The organism is Pseudomonas sp. 3JA (assembly GCF_036961705.1).
Classification (GTDB): domain Bacteria; phylum Pseudomonadota; class Gammaproteobacteria; order Pseudomonadales; family Pseudomonadaceae; genus Aquipseudomonas; species Aquipseudomonas fluorescens_Q.
The window spans coordinates 115,440-138,694 of the sequence record NZ_JBAMDJ010000004.1; the positions used below are offsets into that span (position 1 = coordinate 115,440).

Sequence of the window (23,255 nt, forward strand, 5' to 3'; positions counted from 1 at the left end):
ATCGGCGCATGCCAAGCACGCCTGTCCGTGTGAAAGGCCGCAGCCTGGTGGAGGGTGCCGCCCAGGGCGCCCTGCTGTTCGCCGAGGTGGGGCTGAGTTTCTGGGGCGGGGTCGATCCAGCCAGCGGCGAAGTCATCGACCGCCACCATCCCTTGAGTGGTCAGCGCCTGGCGGGGCGCGTGCTGGCGATCCCCAGCGGACGCGGTTCCTGCACCGGCAGCAGCGTCTTGATGGAACTGATCAGCAACGGCCACGCACCCGCGGCCCTGGTGCTCGCCGAAGCCGATGAAATCCTGACTTTGGGCGTGCTGGTGGCGCAGGTGATTTTCCAGCGTTCGCTGCCGGTGCTGTGCGTGGGACACGAGGCCTTCAACGGGCTGCGCGGCCAGGGTTTCGTGCGCCTGGAAGGCGACGTCCTGACACTGTCTGGCCGGCCCCCAAACGACGGTTGGCAAGGTTCCGACGCAGCGCCGCAGCCGTCCACTTTCTCAACCCTGGAGCTGAACGAACAGGACCGGGCATTGCTCGACGGCACCCACGGCAAGGCTGCCCAAGTGGCGATGCAGATCGTGCTGCGCATGGCCGAGATCCAGGGCGCCACGCAACTGCTGGACGTGACCCAGGCCCACATCGACGGCTGCATCTACACAGGTCCAGCCAGCCTGCGCTTTGCCGAGCAACTGGTGCAGTGGGGGGCAAAGGTTCGCGTCCCCACCACGCTCAACTCCATCTCCGTGGACCAGCGGCGCTGGCGGGAACTGGGTGTCGATCCGGCCTTGGGCGAGCCGGCCAGTGCCTTGGGCGATGCCTACATGGCGATGGGCGCGCAACTGAGTTTCACCTGCGCGCCCTACCTGCTGGACACCGCGCCAAAGGCCGGCGAACAAATCGTCTGGGCTGAATCCAACGCCGTGGTCTACGCCAACAGCGTGCTGGGCGCGCGTACGCAGAAGTACCCGGACTTCCTCGATATCTGCATTGCCCTGTGCGGGCGAGCGCCGTTGACCGGCTGCCATCTCGACGACCCGCGCAAGGCCCGGCTGATCGTCGACGTGCCGGCGCTGGGTCACGTCGATGACAGTTTCTATCCGCTGCTGGGCTATCACATCGGCGGCCTGGCAGGCCGGCGCATTCCGTTGATACGTGGCCTGGAACACGCCGCGCCCACCCTGGACGACCTCAAGGCCTTTGGCGCCGCGTTCGCCACCACCAGCGCTGCGCCGCTGTTCCACATCGCCGGGGTGACGCCCGAAGCACTCGATCCGGCCGATGTCCTGGAGCGCGACGTCACCTTGGCGCAGGAAAGCGTCGATGCCGCAGGCCTGCTTGCCAGTTGGCGTGAGCTCAACAGCGCCCGGGACAACTGGGTGGACGTGGTGTCCCTGGGCAATCCGCATTTCTCCCTCAGTGAATTCGCCACCCTCGCTACCTTGTGCGCCGGTCGGGTCAAGCATCCGTATGTGGTGCTGGCGATCACCTGCGGTCGGACGGTGTTGGAACAGGCGCGCAGAGCCGGGTATCTGGCCGCCATCGAGACCTTCGGTGCAGTGCTGGTGACCGACACCTGCTGGTGCATGTTGGGCGAACCGGTGATCCCGCCCCACGCCACCACCCTGATGACCAATTCCGGCAAATACGCCCACTACGCACCCGGCCTGGTCGGTCGCGGCGTGCACTTTGCCGCCCTTGCCGAATGCGTCGAGGCCGCGTGTACCGCCGCAACCGCCGGCCAGCCGCCGACGTGGCTGCAACCCACCCGCACCGGGAGCCAGCCCCATGTTTGACTACAGCTTCCAATGGCGCCCGGCCTTGCGCGCCCTGCCCGACATGCTCGCCGGGGCCTGGGTGACGTTCGAGACCGCTGCGCTGTCGATGATTTTCGGCGTACTGATCGCCCTGGTGCTGACGGTAATGCGCCAGGCCCCGAATCGCTTGCTGCGGGGCGTGGGCAATGGCTGGGTGTCCATCGCCCGCAACACGCCCTCGCTGTTCCAGATCTACATCCTCTACTTCGGCCTCGGCTCCCTCGGGCTGCACGTCAGTTCCTGGCTGGCCTTGCTGGCCGGGATCACCTTCAACAACGCCGGCTACCTGGCGGAAAACTTTCGCGGCGGTCTCAAGGCCGTGCCCGGTACGCAAATGCGCGCCGCCCGCTCCTTGGGGATGAGCGCCTTCCAGGCGTACCGGATGATCATCGTCCCGCAACTGTTGCGCATCGTGTTCTACCCGTTGACCAACCAGATGGTCTGGGCGGTGTTGATGACGTCCCTGGGCGTGGTCGTCGGCCTGAACAACGACCTCACCGGTGTCACCCAGGAATACAACGTCAAGACCTTCCGCACCTTCGAATACTTCGCCCTCGCGGCGGTGCTGTATTACCTGATCGCCAAGCTGATCGTCGGGTTGGCCCGGCTGTTGTCCTGGCGGCTGTTTCGGTATTGAGGAGCGTGGGTCATGTTTTCTACAAGCCTCAGCGTTAGCGACCTGCTGTATTTGCTCGAAGGGGCCTGGGTCACGCTGCAACTGACCGTCTGGTCGATCCTTTTGGGCACCCTGGCCGGGTTGCTGTTCGGTCTGTTGCGGGCGTTGTTGCCACGGGCCAGCCTGCCGTTGGCCTGGTTGCTGGACGTGTTCCGCAGCGTGCCGCTGCTGATCCAGTTCGTGCTGTTCAACTCGCTCAAGAGCATCGCCGGCCTGAACCTCAGCGCCTTCGCCGTCGGTTGCATCGTCCTCGGCGTCTATGCCGCGGCTTACTTCACCGAGATCGTCCGCGGTGGCGTGCTGGCGGTGCCGTTGAGCACCCGCCGGGCCAGTCGGTCACTGGGCCTGAGCTATGTGCAGGACCTGCGCTTCATCGTCCTGCCGATTGCCACGCGGGTGGCGTTTCCCGGCTGGCTGAACCTGGTGCTGGGCGTGATGAAAGACACCGCGCTGGTGATGTGGATCGGCATCGTTGAATTGCTGCGGGCATCGCAAACCATCGTCACGCGCATTCAGGAACCCCTGCTGGTGCTGTGCATCGCGGGCCTCATTTACTACGTCATGAGCCTGGTGGTCGCCCGCCTTGGCGCACGCCTGGAAAGAAGGTGGCAGGAAAATGATTGAGATCGAAAACGTGCACAAATCCTTCGGTGACCTGGAAGTGGTCAAGGGTGTGAGCCTGACGGTGGACAAGGGCGAAGTGGTGTCGATCATCGGCGGTTCCGGCTCCGGTAAGTCGACCCTGCTGATGTGTATCAACGGCCTGGAACCGATCCAGAAAGGCAACATTCGCGTGGACGGCATCGAGGTCCATGACCGCGCCACCGACCTCAATCGCCTGCGGCAGAAGATCGGCATCGTGTTCCAGCAATGGAACGCCTTCCCTCACTTGACCGTGCTGGAAAACGTGATGCTGGCGCCGCGCAAGGTGTTGGGCAAAAGCAAGCAGGACGCCGAAGCACTGGCGGTGCAACAGCTTGAGCATGTGGGCCTGGGGGACAAGCTCAAGGCCTTCCCAGGCAAGCTTTCCGGCGGCCAGCAGCAACGCATGGCCATCGCCCGAGCGCTGGCGATGTCGCCGGACTACATGCTCTTCGACGAAGCCACCTCGGCCCTGGACCCGCAACTGGTGGGTGAAGTGCTGGACACCATGCGCATGCTCGCCGAAGACGGCATGACCATGGTGCTGGTGACCCACGAGATCCGCTTTGCCCGGGACGTGTCCGACCGCGTGGCGTTCTTTTGCAATGGCCGGGTCCATGAGATCGGGCCGCCGGACCAGGTGATTGGCAACCCGATGCAGCCGGAGACGGCGGCGTTTCTCAAGTCGGTGAAATAGCGGATGGCCCTATCGCGAGCAAGCTCGCTCCCACAGGGGAACGCATTTCAATGGGGGAGCGAGCTTGCCCGCGATGAGGCCCCGCCAGACAACACAAGGATTTGATCCATGCGCTCATCAAAAATCATCCACGTCGTCAGTTGCCACGCCGAAGGCGAAGTCGGCGATGTGATCGTCGGCGGCGTCGCCCCACCACCCGGCGCCACCGTGTGGGAACAGTCACGCTGGATCGCCCAGGACCAGACCCTGCGCAACTTTGTCCTCAACGAACCCCGTGGCGGCGTGTTCCGCCACGTCAACCTGCTGGTGCCAGCCAAGGACCCGCGGGCGCAAATGGCCTGGATCATCATGGAACCGGCCGACACGCCGCCGATGTCCGGCTCCAACTCGCTGTGCGTCGCCACCGTGCTGCTGGACAGCGGCATCCTGCCGATGACCGAACCCCAGACCCGCCTGGTGCTCGAAGCGCCGGGCGGCCTGATCGAAGCGGTGGCCGACTGCCGCGACGGCAAGGTGCAACGGGTCGAGATCAAGAACGTGCCCTCCTTCGCCGACCGCCTCGATGCCTGGATCGAAGTCGAGGGGTTGGGCTCGTTGCAGGTGGACACCGCCTACGGCGGCGACAGCTTCGTCATCGTCGACGCCCAGCGCCTGGGCTTTGCCATTCGCCCCTTTGAGGCCGCCGAGCTGGTGGCCGTGGGCTTGAAGATCACCCGCGCCGCCAACGAACAATTGGGCTTCGTGCATCCGCTGAACCCCGACTGGTCGCACATCTCGTTCTGCCAGATCGCCGCGCCCATCGTCCAGGAAAACGGCATCGCCACCGGCGCCAATGCCGTGGTGATCCAGCCCGGCAAGATCGACCGTTCTCCCACCGGCACCGGTTGCTCGGCACGTATGGCGGTGCTGCACGCCAAGGGCTTGATGCAGGTCGGCGAGCGTTTTATCGGCCGCTCGATCATCGGCTCCGAATTCCACTGCCGCATCGACTCTTTGACCGACGTGGCCGGACGCCCGGCGATCTACCCGTGCATCGCCGGACGGGCGTGGATCACCGGGACCCATCAGCTGTTGCTCGACCCGGCCGATCCGTGGCCCCAGGGCTATCGGCTTTCGGACACCTGGCCTGGCGCATGAATTTCGAATCTTGCACATCCCCTGTGGCGAGGGAGCTTGCTCCCGCTGGGTCGCGCAGCGGCCCTCTGGATCTACCTGACACACCGAGTCGCCAGGTAGTGATTGGGGCCGCTTCGCAGCCCAGCGGGAGCAAGCTCCCTCGCCACAAAAGCTATGTACTCGACTCAACTTTACCTGCGTATATGAGAAATCCCCTTAACCACCGGAGACAACCATGAGCAAACGCATCAACTGGAGCGGCGTCTTCCCTGCCGTCACCACCCAATTCAACGATGACTTTTCCATCAATCTGGAAAAAACCCACCAGGTGATTTCCAACGTCATCCGTGATGGCGTTTCCGGCCTGGTGGTCTGCGGATCGGTGGGGGAAAACACCTCCTTGAGCGCCGAAGAAAAAATCGCCGTGACCGAAGTCGCGGTAGACGCCTCTCGCGGCCGCGTGCCGGTGATCTGCGGCGTGGCCGAGTTCACCAGCGTGCAGGCCGCCAAGGTCGCCAACGCGGTGCGCAAGGTCGGCGTCGACGGGGTGATGCTGATGCCGGCGCTGGTCTACGGCTCCAAGCCCTTCGAAACCGCCGAGCATTTCCGCTACGTGGCCCGCCACGCCGATGTGCCGCTGATGGTCTACAACAACCCGCCGATCTACAAGAATGACGTGACGCCGGACATCCTGATTTCCCTGGCCGATTGCGACAACGTGGTGTGTTTCAAGGATTCCTCCGGCGACACCCGGCGCTTCATCGACGTGCGCAATGAAGTCGGCGACCGCTTCGTGCTGTTCGCCGGCCTCGATGACGTAGTGCTGGAAAGCCTCGCCGTGGGAGCCGAAGGTTGGGTCTCGGGCATGTCTAACGTGTTCCCGCAGGAAGGCGAGACCATTTTCCGCCTGGCCCGCGCCGGACGCTTCGCCGAGGCGATGCCGATCTACGAATGGCTGATGCCGATCCTGCACCTGGACGCCCGCGCCGATCTGGTGCAATGCATCAAGCTGTGCGAAGCCATCGCCGGTCGCGGCAGCGCCCTCACCCGCCCACCGCGCCTGGCCTTGCCGGAAGCGGACCGGGTGTATGTGGAGCAGATCATGGCCAAGGCCCTGGCCAATCGGCCGGTGTTGCCGGATGTGGGGCTTTAAGGTCCGGCCTAACCCGCAAGCCCACCCTGTGGGAGAGGGCTTGCTCGCGTTAGCGGTCTGCCAGAGCCGGCTATGCTAGATGTGCCGTTCCTCTTCGCGAGCAAGCTCATTCCCACAACGTTTCGATGAGGCTTTCCATGAATTACTTCCTGGCCCAGGCCCTGAACAACCGATGGGCCAACCACAGACTGCTCGGCGCCTGCACGCAGCTGAGCGAGGCAGACTACACGGCGCCGCGCACGGGGTTCTTCCCGTCCATCCAAGCCACGCTGTGCCACATCCTGGAAGTGGACCGTTATTACCTCACCGCTCTGGAAGGCGACCGGGACGGCCAGATAAAGGACTTTTCTGAAACCCTGGCCTTTGCCCAACTGAAGCAAAGCCAAACCCAAACCGACCAGCGGCTGGTGGCGTTCTGCGAAGCCCTGCGGGAAACAGACCTCGCCCGCTGCGTCGACCTGGTGCGGGCCGACGGTGTCGTGCGTGAACGAATCGACCGGCTGCTGTTGCACCTGTTCGAACATCAGATCCATCATCGTGGGCAGGTCCACACCATGCTCAGCGCCACCCACGTCGAGCCGCCACAACTCGATGAGTTCTTTCTCGACTGCGACCGACCGTTGCGCAAGAACGAGGAACAGCGACTTCAACTCGATGAACGGCGGGTCTGGCGCGATTACGTGCCTGGTTGAACCGCCCCCCAAAAGGAGACCTTGCCATGAACGTTATCCTTCGTTGCATCGGTTTGGCGTCGATGCTGATGGCCACGGCAGCACTCGCTCATCACGGCTGGAGCGAATACGACGCCAGCACCCCCTTGGAACTCGACGGCACCATCAAGGAAGCCGGTTACTCCCATCCCCATGGCTACGTGCGCCTGCAGACCACCGACAAAACCTGGACCGTCGTGCTGGCCCCGCCTTCACGCATGGAGAATCGGGGCCTGACCAAAGACATGCTCAAAGCGGGTAACCGGGCCACCGTGGTCGGCTATGCAAACCGCAACAAACCCGACGAATTGCGCGCCGAACGCATCACCATCGACGACAAGACCACCGAGTTGCGCTGATGCAGGCCTCCCAGGCTGGCGCGACCCAAGGCTGGATGGACCAACTGGGGGATTCATCCCTGGCGCTGGCCATGCGCGGCGAGCTGTGGCTCTACCCGCTGGTGGAAGTCGTGCACATCATCGGCTTTTCGGTGCTGGTGGGCGCGGTGGTGATGTTCGACCTGCGTATCCTGGGGCTGTCCAAGGGCATCGCCGTGACTGCCCTGGCCCGTCATCTGCTGACCTGGGCCATTGCGGCCCTGCTGCTGATCGTGCCTGCCGGACTGATGATGTTCAGCGCGCACCCCCATGATTTTGCCGGCAACGACGTCTTCGTCCTCAAGCTCTGCCTGATCGCGACGGCGGGCCTCAACGCCCTGGTGTTCCACGTTGGAACCTACCGCGGCGTCCAGCAATGGAATATCGGCCACAAGGCACCCGGCCTGGCCAGAATCCAGGCGCTGGTGTCCATGGCGCTATGGATCGCGGTGATCTGCTGCGGCCGCCTGCTGGCTTATACCTGAAAAAATGCGATGGCCGCTGCCGGCCATCGCCAAATCGCCCACCCGGGCGCTCTCAGATCCGTGCAGGAGACACGATGATCTTCACGTTGTGTTCCTTGTTGTTCACCAGTTCCTCGAAGCCCTGCCCGACGATCTCCTCCAACTGGATGCGCCCGGTCACCAGCGGCGAGATGTCCAGGCGTCCGTCGGCGATGAAGGCAATCACATCGGCGAACTCACCGTTGTAAGCCAGCGCGCCAAGCACTTGCTTCTCGGTGGAGACCAGTTCGAAGAAGTTGAATGAACTCGGCTCCTCGAAGATCCCCACCAACACGCATTTGCCGGCCTTGCGGATCAGGTCGATGGCCAGCTTGGCGGTGTGCTTGTTGCCGATGCACTCGAAACTGACATCGGCCCCCAGGCCACCGGTCAGGCGGCGGACTTCGGCCAGGGCGTCGCATTCGTTCGGATCGATCACATGACTGGCCCCGACTTCCAGGGCCTTGGCCTTGCGGGCACCGGACATTTCCAGGGCGATCACCTGGGCCGCCCCGGCGGCCTTGGCACACATGATGGTGCACAGGCCGATGGTCCCGGCGCCAACCACCACCACGTTCTGGCCCAGCAGGCTCCCGGCTTTTTTCACCGCATGCATGCCCACCGCCAACGGCTCGATCAGCGCGCCGGCCTCGGCCGGGAAATCGGCGGGCAGTTTGTAAAGCAGGTTGGCTGGCACGTTGACCAGTTCCGCGAACGCACCGTTGTTCATCAGCCCGGTGAAGGCCAGGTTCTCGCAAATGTTGTAGAGCCCGTGGGTGCAGTAATAGCAGGTGCCGCAGTGCTGGCAGGCGTCCGCCGCCACCGGTTCACCGACACTGAAGCCTTCGACACCGGCGCCCAGTTCGACGATCTCGCCGCAGAACTCATGGCCAAGGATGCACTGGCCCTTGATCCCGGTCAGCGGGTGTGGCGCGTCCACCGGGATGAACACCGGCCCGGCCACGTATTCATGCAGGTCGGAACCGCAGATGCCGCACCATTGCACGCGGATCTGCACCCAACCGGCCGGCGGCGAAACCGGCAGTGGCACATCTTCGACGCGGATGTCGTTGCGGCCATGCCAGACAGCGGCGCGCATGCTGCGGGTCGGCTTGATTGAAACGTTCATGACGTTGCCTCCAGAAGTTTTGTTGGGGCGACGAATCACCTCGCCGCCCGCTTGATCAGTGCTGCTGAATGAATGCCAGGATCAACGAGTTGACCTGTTCGGCCGCTTCCATCTGCACCATGTGACCCTGACCGGGCAGCACCTCGACCTGTGCGCTCAATCCTTCGCTGTGGGTCACTGGAATGATCGCGTCGTCGCTGCCCCAGACCACCAGGGTCGGCACCTGGCCGGCCTGTACCACTTCGCGCAGGTCGGTTTGCTGGCGGCCATCGGCGAATAACCTCGAGGACAGCTGTTGCAACGCGGCGTCCACACCCTCCAGGCGCTTGTACTTGAGCATGTCGTCAAGCATTTGCCGGTTGACCAGTTCGGCATTGGAAAACAGTTGCACCAGTTGCGGCTTGAGGGCGTTGCGGTTGGCCGCTTCGACAAAACCTTGCAGGTAGCTGCCGTTGATCTCCGAACCCAGCCCGGCGCTGCCGATCAAGGTCAGGGAACGCACCCGCCGGGGCGCCAGCCGTGCCGTGTTCAGCGACACGGCGCCGCCCATGGAATGCCCGACGAGGTGCACAGCGTTGATGTCCAGGTGATCGAGCAAGGCCAGCACCACGCCGCTCAACTCATCCAGATCGCCCCGTTGCAAGACCTTGCCGGACTCACCATGGCCCGGCAGGTCCAGGGCAATGACCCGGCGCGCGGCCGCCAACGCCTCATGGTTGAACAACCAGTTGTTCAAGTCGCCGCCGAAACCATGCACCAGCAACAACGGCGTACCGCCCTCGCCGCGCTCGAAATAGCGGATCAAGCGGCCATCCAATTCGACTTTCTGCGGTTTCGGCCCACTGTCTTCGTCGGCCGTGTCGCCAGGCACAAAGGTCGATTGGAACTGTTCGATGACCGCGTCGATCTCGGCATCGCTGGCTTCGCCGTCGACCACGATACCGAGCAAGGCGCCGACCGCCAGGGTTTCGTCCTGCCGGGCGATCTGGCGGCGCAGGACTCCGGAAAACGGCGCTTCGACGCTGCTGGAGATCTTGTCGGTCTCGACGTCCATCACTTCATCGCCCTTGGTGATGACCTGGCCCTCCTCCTTGAGCCAGGCATCGACCCGGCCCTCGGTCATCGACAGGCCCCACTTGGGCATGGTCAAGGTATGAATCTGGCTCATCAGCGCTTGCTCCACTCGATCACGTTGAGCACGGCTTGTTCGATCTTCGCCGCGTCAGGGATGTACAGGTCTTCCAGCGAATCGGAGAACGGCACCGGGGTGTGGGGCGCGGTGACCATTTCAATCGGCGCCTTGAGCGCGCCAAAGGCTTTCTGCGCCACCAGCGCCGAAATATCGGTGGCCATGGAACAGCGTGGGTTGGCCTCATCGATCACCACCAGGCGCCCGGTCTTCTCGACACTTTCGAGGATGCTGTCCTCGTCCAGCGGGCTGGTGGTGCGTAGATCGATGACTTCGCAGTCGATGCCACGCCCGGCCAGGCTCCGCGCCGCGTCCATGGCGGTGTTGACGGTGCGCCCGTAGGACACGAGGGTCACGTCCTTGCCGTCGCGCAGGAAATTGGCCTCGCCAAAGGGGATGGTGTAGAGCTCTTCCGGCACCTCGCCCTGCATGCTGTAGAGCAATTTGTGCTCGCAGAAGATCACCGGGTCGTTGTCGCGGATCGCCTGGATCAGCAGGCCCTTGGCGTCGTAAGGCGACGATGGGCACACTACTTTCAGTCCTGGAATGTGCGTCCACAAGGACGTGAGCATCTGCGAATGCTGGGCGGCGGCGCGCAGGCCGGCGCCAACCATGGTGCGGATCACCAGGGGCGTGGAGGCCTTGCCGCCGAACATGTAGCGAAACTTCGCCGCCTGGTTGAGGATCTGGTCCAGGCAGCACCCGGCAAAGTCGACGAACATCAGTTCGCACACCGGGCGCACGCCGCAGGTGGCGGCCCCGACCGCCGCCCCGACGTAACCGATTTCCGACAGCGGCGTGTCCAGCACGCGTCCGGGGAACTGGTCGTAAAGCCCCTTGGTAACGCCGAGCACGCCGCCCCAGGCGTCGTTTTCACCGGGTGCGCCGGCGCCACCGGCCACGTCCTCACCCATGATGAAGACGCTGGAGTCGCGGCGCATTTCCTGGGCCAGGGCCTCGTTGATTGCCTGCTGATAGCTGATTTTTCTCGCCATGATGGGATTCTCTATTGTTGTTATTCAGGGGGGCGTTCAGGGATAGCTGACGTAGACGTCGGTCAGCAGGTCCGCCGCGGAGGGCTTGGGATCGGACTTGGCCTTGTACACGGCGTTTTCAATCAGCATGTCCACCTCCTTGTCGATCTGGTCCAACTGCTCGACGGTGAGCAAGCCGGCCCGAGTGGTGCGCTCGCGGAACTGCATCAGGCAGTCCTGGTTCTCGCGAAAATGCTTGACCTCGTCGGGCGCCCGATAGGTTTGAGCGTCGCCCTCGAAGTGGCCGTAGTAGCGGGTCAGCTTGACCTCGATCAGCGACGGCCCTTCCCCAGCACGGGCGCGTTCGACGGCGGCTCCGGCGGCCTCGTGCACGGCAAAGAAGTCAAAGCCATCCACCGTCACTCCGGGCATGCCGAACCCGGCCGCACGGTCGGCGATGTGATCGCAGGCCACCGACCAATTGGACGCGGTGGCTTCGGCGTAGCCATTGTTTTCGGCGATGAACAGGCACGGCAGGTTCCACACCGAGGCCATGTTCATGGCTTCGAACACCGCGCCCTCGTTGGAGCCGCCGTCGCCGAAAAACACCACGGCGACGCTGTCGGTGCCCTTGAGCCGGGCCGCCAGCGCGGCGCCGACCACCAGCGGCGCGCCGGCACCGACGATGCCATTGGCGCCGAGCATGCCCTTCTCGAAGTCGGCGATGTGCATCGAACCGCCCTTGCCTTGGCAGACGCCGGTTTTCTTGCCGTAGATCTCGGCCATCATCCCGTAGACGTCCACGCCCTTGGCGATGCAATGGCCATGGCCACGGTGGTTGGACGCGATGCAATCGTCATCGCCCAGGTGGGCCATGACGCCGGCGGCCGAGGCTTCTTCGCCGGCATAGAGGTGGACGAAACCGGGAATTTCGCCGGTAGCGAACTCCACGTGCAGGCGCTCTTCGAAGGCGCGGATGGTGCGCATCACCTGGTAGGCGTGCAGCAGTTGATCGTGGGTGAGCGGTGTCGACATTTTTATTCTCCTGGGGTGTCTTCTTGAAGATTCAGAGGGTGTTGCGGGTGTTCGCGGCCGATGGCCAGCAAACGGTGTTGCGCGGCGTAGGCCAGCACCGCATTGACGTCGATGCTCAGCGGGCCGCCGGCATCGAGGGTGACCGTGGGCCGGTCCTGCGCGTTGAATTCGATTTCCCGTTCGCCATCCAGGGCCAGGGTGCCGCTGGAGAGCGACAGGCCGTGGGCGATGCCAGGTTCCAGGGGGCCGGCAGCGAGCACGCCACAGCCTTGCAGCAGCCCTGGCGCGAGCGGCACCAGCAGCGCTTCGGGGGATTGCGGGTCCAGGCGCATCCAGGCGCCACCCGGGGCCTGGCGTGAAACCGGAAACCACAAGCCGCACAGCGCCGACAGGCCAATGGATTGCGGTTCGGCGAAGGTCACGAAGACTTCGGCCAGGTCCTGTGCCCGACTGATGGCCCGGGCGCCGACAAACCGCAGGGGCGACACGGCGACGTCCACCAGGGCGACTTCGCGCAGGCCACGTCCGGCATCACAGACCAACAAGCGCTTGTTGCGGCGCAAGCCGATCGAGTCCGGGATTCGACCACTGGCGTACAACCCTCCAGCCAGGCCGGCACTGGTGGCCTCGCGCAGCTCGGGAAAGGCGTTGTTGGTGCCGGTGGACAGGGTCAGCAATGGGATGTCCCCCACTTCGGCGGCCACCGCCTTGTGGGTGCCGTCGCCGCCAAGTACGGCGATCAACGCCACCTCGCGCTCGGCCATCAGGCGTGCGGCCCGACGGGTGTCTTCGACGGTCTGGCGCAGGGTCAGGTCGAGGAACTCCAGGGCCGGCCAGTGGCTGCTGCGGGCCTGGCGGCTGTGGCTGTTCTTCAGCACGGCGGCGGCCATGCCAATCATGTCGGTGGGCATCAACACCTGTTCGACGCCAGTGGCGCCGAAAGCGGCCAGCAAGCGCTGGATCACCGAGACCTTGTCAGTGCTGGAAAACAGCCCGGCATTGGCGGTCAGGCGCCGCACGTCACGGCCCGATGCGGGGTTGGCGATGATGCCCACGGTCAATGGCCGGCGACTCATGACGCCACCGTGGAGAGAGCAGGTACACGGCCTGGGCAGGAAACCATAGACACCTCGTTGTTATTATTGGATGACCCGTCGAGCGGGCTCCAGAGGTAGAGCAAGGGTGGTGCCAGTTGTGAAAAAAACCTGCTCAAAGCCCGGGCCAGAGCGGCCCTTCATGGGATTTTCGATGACGCGAACCGAGCCCCGGTGAGACGCTCCATGTCAGGCTGCACGAGGTTGCGGCGAGACCCTGAGACGCGGCGTCTCACACCACCCGAAGAACCCGTCGAGCTTGTCTGGACCCGGCGAACGGCGCTTAATGTGCGCACAACGATAAGAAGCTGAATCGGAGGCCCCTATGCTTTCCGCTCACTCCCGGGCGCACGTGGATTGCGTCAGCCGCGTGGTGAAAAACGCGAACCAATTGCCACAACTGCCCGTCCCGGACCTGATCCTCGACTCCTGGCGTCGCTCCCTGGAGCAACATCACCTGGACCCCGGTTCACTGCAGGGCCCGCGCATCCTCTCCCAGGACGTGCTCAAGCAATGCCGTGAACGCTCCGAGCTGTTCCTCAATATCGCCAGCGAAGAAGTGGCCCGCCTCCATGGCCGGGTCCGCGATGCCGACTACTGCGTGCTGTTGACCGACGCCCAGGGCCAGACCATCGACTATCGGGTGGAAACCACGATTCGCAATGACTGCCGCAAGGCCGGGCTGTACCTGGGCACCTGTTGGTCGGAGGGCGAGGAAGGCACCTGCGGCGTGGCGGCAGTGCTCACGGCCAAGGCCCCGGTGACGGTGCACAAGCGCGACCATTTCCGGGCGGCGTTCATTGGCCTGACCTGCTCCGCCGCACCGGTCTTCGACCCCCAGGGAGAATTGCTCGGAGTGCTGGACGTCTCGGCAGTGCGCTCGCCGGATGATCGGCGCTCGCAGCACCTGATCCGGCAAATGGTGGTGCAGAGCGCCCGGGAGATCGAACAGGCGTTTTTCATGAGCAGCGCCCAGGGTTACTGGGTGCTGCGGGCCCATCGCAACGCCGGCTACGTCGACAGCCAGCCGGACTTCCTGTTCGCCTGGGACGACGACGGTTGCCTGCAAGCCCTGAACCCGGCCGCCCGCCAATACCTGCTGCAGCATTACGGGCAGTTGCCGCAACACATCGGCCAGGTGTTCGACCAGCAGTTGCTGCACCGTGCCCAGGACGAAAGCCTCTGCTCGCTCGATCACGCCATGCACGGGCGCTTGAGCGCGCCACGCCAGCGGGCCAGTTCACGTTCGCGGGTGGCGATGACCCCGCTGGAAATCGATCCACGCCTGGCCGACAGCCTGCGCCTGGCGGTGCGGGTCAAGGATCGCAACCTGCCGGTGCTGATCCAGGGCGAAACCGGTTCCGGCAAGGAAGTGTTCGCCCGCCAGTTGCACCAGGCCAGCCAGCGCCGTGATCGCCCTTTCGTGGCGTTGAACTGCGCCGCTATTCCCGAAAGCCTGATCGAAAGCGAATTGTTCGGCTACGTCGCCGGCGCCTTCACCGGCGCCTCGGCCAAAGGCATGCAGGGCCTGTTGCAACAGGCCGATGGCGGCACCTTGTTCCTCGATGAAATCGGCGACATGCCGCTGGCCTTGCAGACCCGCCTGCTACGCGTATTGGCCGAGGGTGAAGTGGCGCCACTGGGCGCATCCCGCCGCAAAGCCGTGGACATCCAGGTGATCTGCGCCACCCACCGCGACCTGGAGACCCTGGTGGCCGCTGGCGAATTTCGCGAGGATTTGTATTTCCGCCTCGGTGGTGCGCGTTTCCAACTGCCACCGTTGCGCGAGCGCAGCGACCGGCTGGCGCTGATCAATCGAATTCTTGCCGAGGAGTCGGCGCTCTGCGGGGGGACGGTGCAATTGAGCGGTGCGGCGCTGGAATGCTTGCTCGGTTATCACTGGCCGGGCAATGTGCGCCAGTTGCGCCATGTGCTGCGCTATGCGTGCGCGGTGTGCGAAGCCAGCGTGGTCCAACTCAGCCACCTGCCCGAGTCAATGCACCACACGGACGCCGCCGATCACGGGCCGGAGCCGAGCGCCAGCCCGGAACGCCAGGCACTGCTCGATGCCTTGGTGCGCCACCGCTGGAAACCCACCGCTGCTGCCCGGGCCCTGGGCATTTCCCGGGCGACCCTGTATCGACGGGTAAACCTGCATGGCATCGAAATGCCGGGCCGCAGCCCGGCCTGAGGGCCTATCGTCGCGCCAGTTCATGACGGACACATTGTTCGTAGTAGGTCTGCTTGACCGCGGCCGGCTTGAGGCGCGAGGCGCTGTTGTAGGTCTGCTCGGTAATGCCCAGGGCGGTCATGCGCATCCAGGGCCGGGGAAACTTGCGCACTTGCAGCTTCTTGCGCGCGCCGTACAGGCTGACGCCGGAAAGCTTCGACGCCTGCGCCCCTGCCGCGATGTCCGAACCCCAGCGGCACACCGACTGCTGGTTTTGCGTCAGCGCCCTGGCCTGGACCTCAAGCGAAACGGCGGCCAAGAGAAACGTCGCCACGACCCACATAGAAATACGCATAGGTTTGTCGCCCAACTTTCTGAAAGAAAAGAAGTTTGATCCTATGCAAATGAGCAAGGGGCCAGCACCGCTGCACCGACATGTGGCTATGTGAGCTTTTGTGGCGAGGGAGCTTGCTCCCGCTGGGCTGCGAAGCGGCCCTCTACCGTTCCCTGAGGCACCGCGTTTGATCGCGGCGGCGGTGGAAGATCGTTCCTCACGCTCCGCGTGGGAACGCCGCCAGGGACGCTCCGCGTTCCGCTTCTGTAAGGTGACGCAGAGCGTCACGGGATGCATTACCACGCAGAGCGTGGGAACGATCGGGTCGCGGCGGCGGTGGCAGATCGTTCCTCACGCTCCGCGTGGGAATGCCGCCAGGGACGCTCCGCGTTCCGCTTCTGGAATGTGACGCAGAGCGTCACGGGATGCATTACCACGCAGAGCGTGGGAACGATCAGGTCGCGGCGGCGGTGGAAGATCGTTCCTCACGCTCCGCGTGGGAATGCCGCCAGGGACGCTCCGCGTTCCGCTTCTGCAAGGTGACGCAGAGCGTCACGGGATGCATTACCACGCAGAGCGTGGGAACGATCAATCCGCGCCCCGCTTGTTTCATGGGAGCTTGCTCCCTCACCACAAGTCACTGGCCTGCCTTCGCCTCCTGCAACAACTGCTGGATCACCTGCTCCTGCTCGCCGTAGCGCCCTTCGCCAAAGTGGCTGTAGCGCACCTGCCCCTTGGCATCGATGAAGTAATGGGCCGGCCAGTACTGATTGTTGAAGGCGCGCCAGATCGCATACTGGTTGTCGATCGCCACCGGGTAGTGGATGTCCAGTTTGCGTACCTGCTCACGGACGTTGTCGATGATCTTCTCGTAGCCGTATTCCGGGGTGTGGACACCGATCACCACCAGCCCGTCCTTTTCATACTTCTTCGCCCAACCGTTCACATAGGGCAAGGTGTGCTGGCAGTTGATGCAGTCGTAGGTCCAGAAGTCCACCAGCACCACCTTGCCCTTGAGTGATTCGCTGCTCAGCGGGGGTGAGTTCAGCCATTGCACCGCGCCGTCCAGCGCAGGCATGGTGCCCTGGGATTCGAGGGCCGGCATGGAACTTGCGCCAGCCTTGCTCACCACATAGTCGATGACCTTGGGCACGTTTTCCAGCAGGCTTTTTTCCAAGGTGACCGATTGTTGGGAGGAAGTCGCCGCCAACAATCGGTCATCCGCCCCGGTGCCAATCGCCACGGCCGCCAGCAACACCACCGCTCCCGTTCCCCGGCGCAGCCAGGTGGTGATCGGCAGCGAGAGTTTCAGGCGTCCGACCAGCCCGCGCCCGGCCAGGATCAGCGTCCCCAGGGACAAGGCACTGCCCAGGCCGTAGGCGAGCAGCAGCAGACTGGTTTGTGCGCTGGCGCCTTGCAGCATGGCCCCGGTCAGGATCACCCCGAGGATCGGTCCGGCGCACGGTGCCCAGAGCAACCCGGTGGCGACCCCGATCAGCACTGAAGCCACAGGCCCGGCCATCCGCCCGGCGCCGGCGTCCAGGCGATTGCCCAGGCTGACCAGCGGTCGCGCCAGCCAGGTGCCGACCCGACTGAAGATCAGCGACAAGGCAAACACCACCATCACCACCAAGGCGACTTGCCGGCCAACGCTGCTGGCACGCAGCACCCACTCGCTGCTGACCACCGCCAGGCTGGAGACCAGGGCAAACGTCAGCACCATGCCGCCAAGGGTCAGCAGCACCGAGCCACGGGAGCGATCGGCCCGGGCAAACAGAAACGGCACCACCGGAAGAATGCAGGGGCTGAGGATCGTCAGGATCCCGCCGAGAAAAGCGATCAGAAGCATGGCAACACCTCAAAATAATAAGCTGACATAGACCCTGTGGCGAGGGAGCTTGCTCCCGCTGGGCTGCGCAGCAGCCCCCGAAATCGACCTGACAACTGGGTACGTCAGGAAAATAAAGGGGCCGCTTCGCGCCCCAGCGGGAGCAAGCTCCCTCGCCACAAAGCAGGTCAGTTCTGGTTGCTGCAGTTGTCGGAAAACTTGCGGTAGTCCAACGCCTGCTTGTGGCCTGCCGAATCCAGGTAGGTCATGTGGGCGTTGACCACGCCGCAGGTCGGCTCGCTGTCTTCGCTGAGGGACAGCACTTTCTGGATGTCCAGGTGGGTGCCGTAGGCGTAGGTTTGCGCCTGCACGTTGCTTTCGGCCCGGGCCGACAGTGTGCAAATGTTCAGTGCAGCGAATAGGCAGGCGGCGTAGATGGCTTTGCTGTTCATGGCGATTCCTCGATTCAATGGGTTTACCTGCCGAGGCCTGTTGTGTTGCCTCGATGGACGCCATTGAATGCCGCGCAGGTATCGCGCCTGTATCGAGCCAGGTGGCTTTTTGCATCGCTGTGTATCCGTCGCGCGCCAGATACACTGCAATACAAACCGCCGCGAGCCAGGCCGGCCGGCGCCTGTAGACTGCTCACAACGAAACGCCGAGGAGCTGGACACCATGGATCATGTCGATCACGTGTTGATAGTGGATGACGATCGCGAAATCAGAGAGCTGGTTGGCAACTACCTGAAAAAGAACGGTCTGCGCACCACGGTCGTTGCCGATGGCCGGCAAATGCGCGCCTTCCTGGAAACGACCCCGGTGGACCTGATCGTGCTGGACATCATGATGCCTGGTGACGACGGCCTGGTGTTGTGCCGGGAACTGCGTGCCGGCAAGCACAAGGCCACGCCGGTACTGATGCTCACCGCGCGCAACGACGAAACCGACCGCATCATCGGCCTGGAAATGGGCGCCGACGATTACCTGGTCAAGCCCTTCGCCGCCCGTGAGCTGCTGGCCCGCATCAATGCCGTGCTGCGCCGCACCCGCATGCTGCCGCCCAACCTGGTGGTCACTGAAAGCGGTCGCCTGCTGGCGTTCGGGCGCTGGCGCCTGGACACCACCGCTCGCCACCTGCTGGACACCGACGGCACCATGGTTGCCTTGAGCGGCGCCGAATATCGTTTGTTGCGGGTCTTCCTCGATCATCCGCAACGGGTGCTCAACCGCGACCAGTTGCTTAACCTGACCCAGGGCCGGGACGCCGACTTGTTCGATCGCTCCATCGATTTGCTCGTCAGCCGCCTGCGCCAGCGCCTGCTGGACGATGCCCGGGAGCCGGCCTACATCAAGACCGTGCGCAGCGAAGGCTACGTGTTCTCGCTGCCGGTGGAGATCCTCGAGGCCTCGTTATGAACCTATCGTTGCGCTGGCCGCGTACGCTGGCCTCGAGGCTGTCGCTGATCTTCCTGGTTGGCCTGATCCTGGCCCAGGGGTTGTCCTTCGGCGTCCAGTACTACGAGCGCTACCAGAGCGCCAAGTCGACCATGCTCGGCAACCTGGAAACCGACGTCTCGACCTCCGTCGCCATTCTTGACCGTCTGCCTGCCGCCGAACGCCAGGCCTGGCTGCCGAAACTCGCCCGGCGCAACTATGGCTACCTGCTCGACGAAGGCCAGCCCGGGCAACCGATGGATCTTGCCGACGCGCCGATCTCGGTCAGTTCGATCCAGGAAGCCATCGGCCAGGCCTACGGCCTGACCTTCAAACAGATTCCCGGACCGAAAATGCACTATCAGGCGCACCTGCGCCTGGGGGACGGCAACCCGCTGACCATCGACGTACGCCCGGCAATGACGCCCCTCTCCCCCTGGCTGCCGATGGTGTTGCTGGGGCAGTTGGCGCTTTTGATCGGCTGCACCTGGCTGGCCGTGCGCCTCGCCGTCGGCCCATTGACCCGACTGGCCGAGGCGGTGGAAACCCTCGATCCTAACGCCCACAGCGTGCGCCTGGACGAGAAAGGCCCGACCGAAGTGGTACATGCCGCCAAAGCGTTCAACGCCATGCAGGACCGCATCGCTGCCTACCTCAAGGAGCGCATGCAGTTGCTGGCGGCGATTTCCCATGACTTGCAGACCCCCATCACGCGCATGAAGCTGCGCGCCGAGTTCATGGACGAAGGGATCGAAAGGGACAAACTGTGGAGCGACTTGAGCGAAATGGAACATTTGGTGCGTGAAGGCGTGGCCTATGCCCGCAGCATCCATGGCGCCACCGAGGCCAGTTGCCGGATCAGCCTGGATGCATTCCTCGACAGCCTGGCGTTCGACTACCAGGACACCGGCAAGGACGTGCAATTGACCGGGAAAACCGCCGCCGTCATCGACACCCGCCCCCATGCTCTGCGGCGGGTACTGGTCAACCTGGTGGACAACGCCTTGAAATTCGGCGGCGCGGCGCAGATCCAGGTGCAACCGGCCGACAACGGGCAACTGGCGATCCAGGTGCTGGACCGTGGCCCCGGGATCAGCGAGCAGGAACTGGCCGAGGTGCTCAAGCCGTTCTACCGGGTGGAAAGCTCGCGCAACCGGGAAACCGGCGGCACCGGCCTGGGCTTGGCCATCGCCCAGCAATTGGCGATCGCCATGGGCGGCTCACTGACCCTGAGCAACCGCGACGGCGGCGGCCTGTGCGCCGAGTTGCACCTGGCATTTGCAAGCTGACACAGCCCCTGTGGGAGCAAAGCTTGCTCGCGATGGCGGCAGCCCCGTCAATGGCGTTGTCGACTGGCTCACCCCAATCGCGAGCAAGCTTTGCTCCCACGAGTTTGAGGCTTAACTGACTGGCATTAGTCCCTGCTCCTGGCTTTCTGCGTGGTGTGGGGGGGGCGCCCAACAGGACCCATGGGACTCACAAAAAGACATGGCCCTGGCGGCGCTGGCCGCATTCATGACCCTGCTGGCCGCCGCCGGGGTCAGTTACCTGCGCCAGCGGGACTTCGCCCTCGAATGGACGTTGCGCTTCAAGGCCCGCACCTGACGCAAGCCCCCATATCCGCCGGTTCCTGTGTGATCACGACTAAGTAAATCAGCTCACCAGCCGATATAAGACAGGTGCGGGTGAAATCGCTTTTTGGCTGATGACTTATTTTTATGATTGAAATTGCTGGCAATGACTCAACTGTCCTTTCCCCGGGTTCGCCAACCCGAAGTTTCACCCGTCGCACTTTTCCGGCCATCATGCTCCTGCTGTTTGTCATGTCCGCACTGGCGATCGCCGTGCTGCTCAACATCACCGGCGTCCAGGACCGCCGCGCCCGTGAACAGAGCCTGTTTTTCGCCCAGCAGGCCGTCGAGGGGATCCGCAAAGGTATCGGACGGGACCTGAGCGATTATTCCAAGTGGAGCGATGCCTACCGGCACCTGCATGTCAGCGTCGACAAGGAATGGGCCTACGACCAGGAAAACGTCGGCAGCAGCGTGTATTCGCTCTATGGCTACCAGGCCGTGTTTGTCATTTCGCCGAGCGGCCAGACCGTCTATTCGGTGATCGACGGCCAGATGAGTGAGGTCGATGCCGACACCTGGCTGACCGGCGACTTGCGAGCGCTGTTGAAAAAAGCCGCCGCTGCGCAAAATCACGACGAAGTGGTCGTCGAGATGCTCCATCACGAGGACGCCCCTGCGTTTGTCGCCGCGTCCGCCATCACCATCGGCACGGACAGCAGCGTGCCCGAAATCCCCGGCCCGCCCAGCCTGATGCTTTTCGTCAAGGTCCTTGATCCCGGCGCCCTGGAAAACCTGGCGCGGGACTTCGCCCTGCCCGATGCCCATATCGCCAGGACACCGGGCCCCGCCGATACCGCCCAGCTGCTGCTCGACAACCTGACCCTGGAAGCCTTGGCCTGGCGGCCGCAGACCCCGGGCCAGGATCTGCGCAAAATCCTCCTGCCGTTGCTGGCCGTGGCGTTATTCGTGCTGGGGATTCTGGCCCTGGCCGTTCTGCGCCATGCCTTGGCCATGCTCCGCGCCCAGGAACGCCAGTACGCCAGCCTGCTGGCCCATCGCAAGGCGCTGGAACGCAGTGAAGAACGTTTCCGCGACATTGCCGAAGTTTCATCCGATTGGTTGTGGGAGGTCGATTCGACCGGGACCCTGACCTATCTGTCGGAACGCTTCGAACAAGTGACCGGCTTCAGTCCCACGCAGTGGCTGGGCAAACCCCTGCACCGTCTGCTTCACCCCCATGGCGGCTCGATCTCGATTGCCCAATGGCTGCTCGGCGGTGCCAACAGCGACTCCTCGGCGCCGCTGCTGTGCGAGTACACCGCGCGCAACCAGCGCATCCGTACCTGCAAACTCTCGGTGCGGGCCATCGAAGCTGGCACCCTGGGTTTTCGCGGCACCGCCACCGATATCACCGACGAATTGCGGGCTCTGGCCCAGATCAAGCACCTGTCCCTGCATGATCCACTGACCGGGCTGGCCAACCGCAACCGCTTGTTCGATTGCCTGCGCGAGCACCTGGACCGAACCGATCGTCCGCCCCTGGTGCTGCTGAACCTGGACATGGACCGGTTCAAGCCGGTCAACGACTCCCTGGGGCATGCCGTGGGCGATAAAGTGCTCAAGGAGGTGGCGCATATCCTCCAGCAAAACGTGCGCGGTACTGATCTGGTGGCACGTCTGGGCGGTGACGAGTTTGTCATTGTCATGCCCGACCCGGGCGATGCCGACGATCTCGATCAACTCTGTGAACGGCTGATCGATTGCATGCAACGGCCCATGCACCTGGACGGCAATACCCTGTACCTGGGGGTCAGCATCGGTGTTGCCTGGTCGCAACCCGGAGACGAACGTGCCGATGAACTGTTGCGCCGCGCCGACATCGCCTTGTATGCGGCCAAGGCAGCCGGCCGCAACACCTGGCGCGTGTATGTGGAAGCCATGGGCAACCTGGCCCGCGACCGGCGGCAATACGAACAGCAACTGCGCGACGCCATGCAACGGGATCAACTGGAACTGCGCTACTTACCTCGCTTCGACGTGAGCGCCGAGCAATTGCACGGTTTCGAAGCCCAGACCTTCTGGCACCACCCCGAGAAAGGTGAACTGGGTGGGGCCGACTTCATACCGGTGGCCGAAACCTCGGGCCAACTGGAAGAGCTGGGTACCTGGATGCTGATCAACGTCTGTGAAGAGGCCGCCACCTGGCCGAGCGCCGTCAATGTCTCCATCGCGGTTTCACCCCGGTGGTTCAACAGCAGCTTCCTGCTCGACCAGGTACAAGAGGCCCTCCAAGCAAGCGGCCTGGCGCCTCACCGGCTGACCCTGGAAGTGGCCGAAGGGGTTCTGCTGGCCGACCACAAGACCGTCGCCAGCACCCTCCATGCGCTCAAGGACCTCGGCGTGCGGATCAACATCGACAAATTCGGCACCAGCATCGCCTCCCTGCGCGAGGTACTGGACCAGCCGTTCGATGGCATCCGCTTCGATCGCAACATCCTGACGCAGCTGGGCCTGGAGGATGACAAGGAGGGCGTCCTGGCGATGATCCGATTGAGCCGCAGCGTAGGGCTCATGGTCACCGCCGAAGGCATCGAAAACGCCCGGCAATTCAGCCAACTGCGCAACGTGGCCTGCGACCATGTCCAAGGCCCCTACTTCGGCGCCGCCCTGGCCCGCTCGGAAATGGCCTCGTTCTTCACCACCCCGCGGTGGCTGTAACCCACTTCCTACCGCTATCGCGAGCAAGCCCACTCCCACAATAGTGGGCCCGTGGTGAACACAAGACTCATGAACACCCAAGATCACCTGTGTAAGC

At 63.8% G+C, this 23,255-nt stretch carries 21 protein-coding genes; 13 read left to right on the forward strand and 8 right to left on the reverse strand.

Going from position 1 to position 23,255, the window contains the following annotated elements; genetic code table 11:
* The first annotated feature begins 8 nt into the window (after positions 1-8).
* The 9 genes from lhpI (at position 9) to V7773_RS04675 (ending at position 7,661) form a co-directional block, all read left to right on the forward strand.
* Positions 9-1,784, forward strand: coding sequence for a cis-3-hydroxy-L-proline dehydratase (gene lhpI / locus V7773_RS04635; RefSeq protein ID WP_092145824.1), 1,776 nt, complete (start codon positions 9-11; stop codon positions 1,782-1,784).
* Positions 1,777-2,442, forward strand: a complete 666-nt coding sequence (locus V7773_RS04640) for an amino acid ABC transporter permease (protein ID WP_060742046.1) — start codon at positions 1,777-1,779, stop codon at positions 2,440-2,442. The genes lhpI and V7773_RS04640 overlap by 8 nt, the downstream gene beginning before the upstream one ends.
* 12 nt (positions 2,443-2,454) lie before the next feature.
* Positions 2,455-3,105 carry an amino acid ABC transporter permease gene (locus V7773_RS04645; RefSeq protein WP_336072473.1) on the forward strand — a complete coding sequence of 217 codons (651 nt, stop codon included), beginning with the start codon at positions 2,455-2,457 and terminating at the stop codon, positions 3,103-3,105.
* Entirely contained in the window at positions 3,098-3,820 is a 723-nt protein-coding gene (locus V7773_RS04650; protein ID WP_063320807.1) for an amino acid ABC transporter ATP-binding protein, read from the forward strand. The genes V7773_RS04645 and V7773_RS04650 overlap by 8 nt, the downstream gene beginning before the upstream one ends.
* Before the next feature lie 108 nt (positions 3,821-3,928).
* Positions 3,929-4,957, forward strand: coding sequence for a trans-3-hydroxy-L-proline dehydratase (locus V7773_RS04655; RefSeq protein WP_092145828.1), 1,029 nt, complete (start codon positions 3,929-3,931; stop codon positions 4,955-4,957).
* A gap of 214 nt (positions 4,958-5,171) precedes the next feature.
* Positions 5,172-6,089 carry a dihydrodipicolinate synthase family protein gene (locus V7773_RS04660; RefSeq protein ID WP_003202565.1) on the forward strand — a complete coding sequence of 306 codons (918 nt, stop codon included), beginning with the start codon at positions 5,172-5,174 and terminating at the stop codon, positions 6,087-6,089.
* Positions 6,090-6,226: 137 nt separating this feature from the next.
* Entirely contained in the window at positions 6,227-6,781 is a 555-nt protein-coding gene (locus V7773_RS04665) for a DinB family protein (protein WP_336072474.1), read from the forward strand.
* Between the two features lie 26 nt (positions 6,782-6,807).
* A complete protein-coding gene (locus tag V7773_RS04670; RefSeq protein ID WP_092327853.1) occupies positions 6,808-7,158 on the forward strand; it encodes a DUF6152 family protein in 351 nt (116 codons plus the stop codon).
* Positions 7,158-7,661 carry a DUF6644 family protein gene (locus V7773_RS04675; protein WP_336072475.1) on the forward strand — a complete coding sequence of 168 codons (504 nt, stop codon included), beginning with the start codon at positions 7,158-7,160 and terminating at the stop codon, positions 7,659-7,661. Before V7773_RS04670 ends, V7773_RS04675 begins: the two co-directional genes overlap by 1 nt.
* A gap of 52 nt (positions 7,662-7,713) precedes the next feature.
* Here the strand turns inward: V7773_RS04675 and V7773_RS04680 are convergent, their stop codons facing one another.
* The 5 genes from V7773_RS04680 to V7773_RS04700 form a co-directional block, all read right to left on the reverse strand.
* The gene (locus V7773_RS04680) at positions 7,714-8,778 is read right to left on the reverse strand and encodes a 2,3-butanediol dehydrogenase (RefSeq protein ID WP_336072533.1); all 1,065 of its coding nucleotides are present in this window, start codon (positions 8,776-8,778) and stop codon (positions 7,714-7,716) included.
* Between the two features lie 85 nt (positions 8,779-8,863).
* On the reverse strand, positions 8,864-9,976 hold the full coding sequence (locus V7773_RS04685; RefSeq protein WP_336072476.1) for an acetoin dehydrogenase dihydrolipoyllysine-residue acetyltransferase subunit: 1,113 nt from the start codon (positions 9,974-9,976) through the stop codon (positions 8,864-8,866).
* Positions 9,976-10,992 carry an alpha-ketoacid dehydrogenase subunit beta gene (locus tag V7773_RS04690; RefSeq protein WP_014339122.1) on the reverse strand — a complete coding sequence of 339 codons (1,017 nt, stop codon included), beginning with the start codon at positions 10,990-10,992 and terminating at the stop codon, positions 9,976-9,978. The genes V7773_RS04685 and V7773_RS04690 overlap by 1 nt, the downstream gene beginning before the upstream one ends.
* 36 nt (positions 10,993-11,028) lie before the next feature.
* Entirely contained in the window at positions 11,029-12,006 is a 978-nt protein-coding gene (locus V7773_RS04695) for a thiamine pyrophosphate-dependent dehydrogenase E1 component subunit alpha (RefSeq protein ID WP_063320801.1), read from the reverse strand.
* Between the two features lie 2 nt (positions 12,007-12,008).
* Positions 12,009-13,082 carry an ATP-NAD kinase family protein gene (locus V7773_RS04700; RefSeq protein ID WP_047737867.1) on the reverse strand — a complete coding sequence of 358 codons (1,074 nt, stop codon included), beginning with the start codon at positions 13,080-13,082 and terminating at the stop codon, positions 12,009-12,011.
* Positions 13,083-13,425: 343 nt separating this feature from the next.
* Between V7773_RS04700 and V7773_RS04705 the strand changes: the two genes are divergently transcribed.
* The gene (locus V7773_RS04705) at positions 13,426-15,291 is read left to right on the forward strand and encodes a sigma-54-dependent Fis family transcriptional regulator (RefSeq protein WP_336072477.1); all 1,866 of its coding nucleotides are present in this window, start codon (positions 13,426-13,428) and stop codon (positions 15,289-15,291) included.
* Between the two features lie 4 nt (positions 15,292-15,295).
* Here the strand turns inward: V7773_RS04705 and V7773_RS04710 are convergent, their stop codons facing one another.
* The 3 genes from V7773_RS04710 to V7773_RS04720 form a co-directional block, all read right to left on the reverse strand.
* Positions 15,296-15,625 (reverse strand): hypothetical protein, encoded by a 330-nt coding sequence (locus V7773_RS04710; protein ID WP_063320798.1) that lies wholly within the window; start codon positions 15,623-15,625, stop codon positions 15,296-15,298.
* Between the two features lie 616 nt (positions 15,626-16,241).
* Complete coding sequence (locus tag V7773_RS04715; RefSeq protein WP_336072478.1) at positions 16,242-17,453, reverse strand: cytochrome c biogenesis protein DipZ; 1,212 nt, start codon at positions 17,451-17,453, stop codon at positions 16,242-16,244.
* A 167-nt stretch (positions 17,454-17,620) separates the two neighbouring features.
* Positions 17,621-17,884, reverse strand: coding sequence for a DUF2790 domain-containing protein (locus tag V7773_RS04720; RefSeq protein WP_336072479.1), 264 nt, complete (start codon positions 17,882-17,884; stop codon positions 17,621-17,623).
* Positions 17,885-18,107: 223 nt separating this feature from the next.
* Here V7773_RS04720 and V7773_RS04725 point away from each other — a divergent pair, with 223 nt between their 5' ends.
* From V7773_RS04725 to V7773_RS04735, 3 genes are all read left to right on the forward strand, one after another.
* Complete coding sequence (locus tag V7773_RS04725) at positions 18,108-18,848, forward strand: response regulator (protein WP_336072480.1); 741 nt, start codon at positions 18,108-18,110, stop codon at positions 18,846-18,848.
* Positions 18,845-20,155 (forward strand): ATP-binding protein, encoded by a 1,311-nt coding sequence (locus V7773_RS04730; RefSeq protein ID WP_336072481.1) that lies wholly within the window; start codon positions 18,845-18,847, stop codon positions 20,153-20,155. The genes V7773_RS04725 and V7773_RS04730 overlap by 4 nt, the downstream gene beginning before the upstream one ends.
* Before the next feature lie 429 nt (positions 20,156-20,584).
* Positions 20,585-23,158 (forward strand): bifunctional diguanylate cyclase/phosphodiesterase, encoded by a 2,574-nt coding sequence (locus V7773_RS04735; RefSeq protein ID WP_336072482.1) that lies wholly within the window; start codon positions 20,585-20,587, stop codon positions 23,156-23,158.
* The last annotated feature ends 97 nt before the right edge of the window (positions 23,159-23,255 follow it).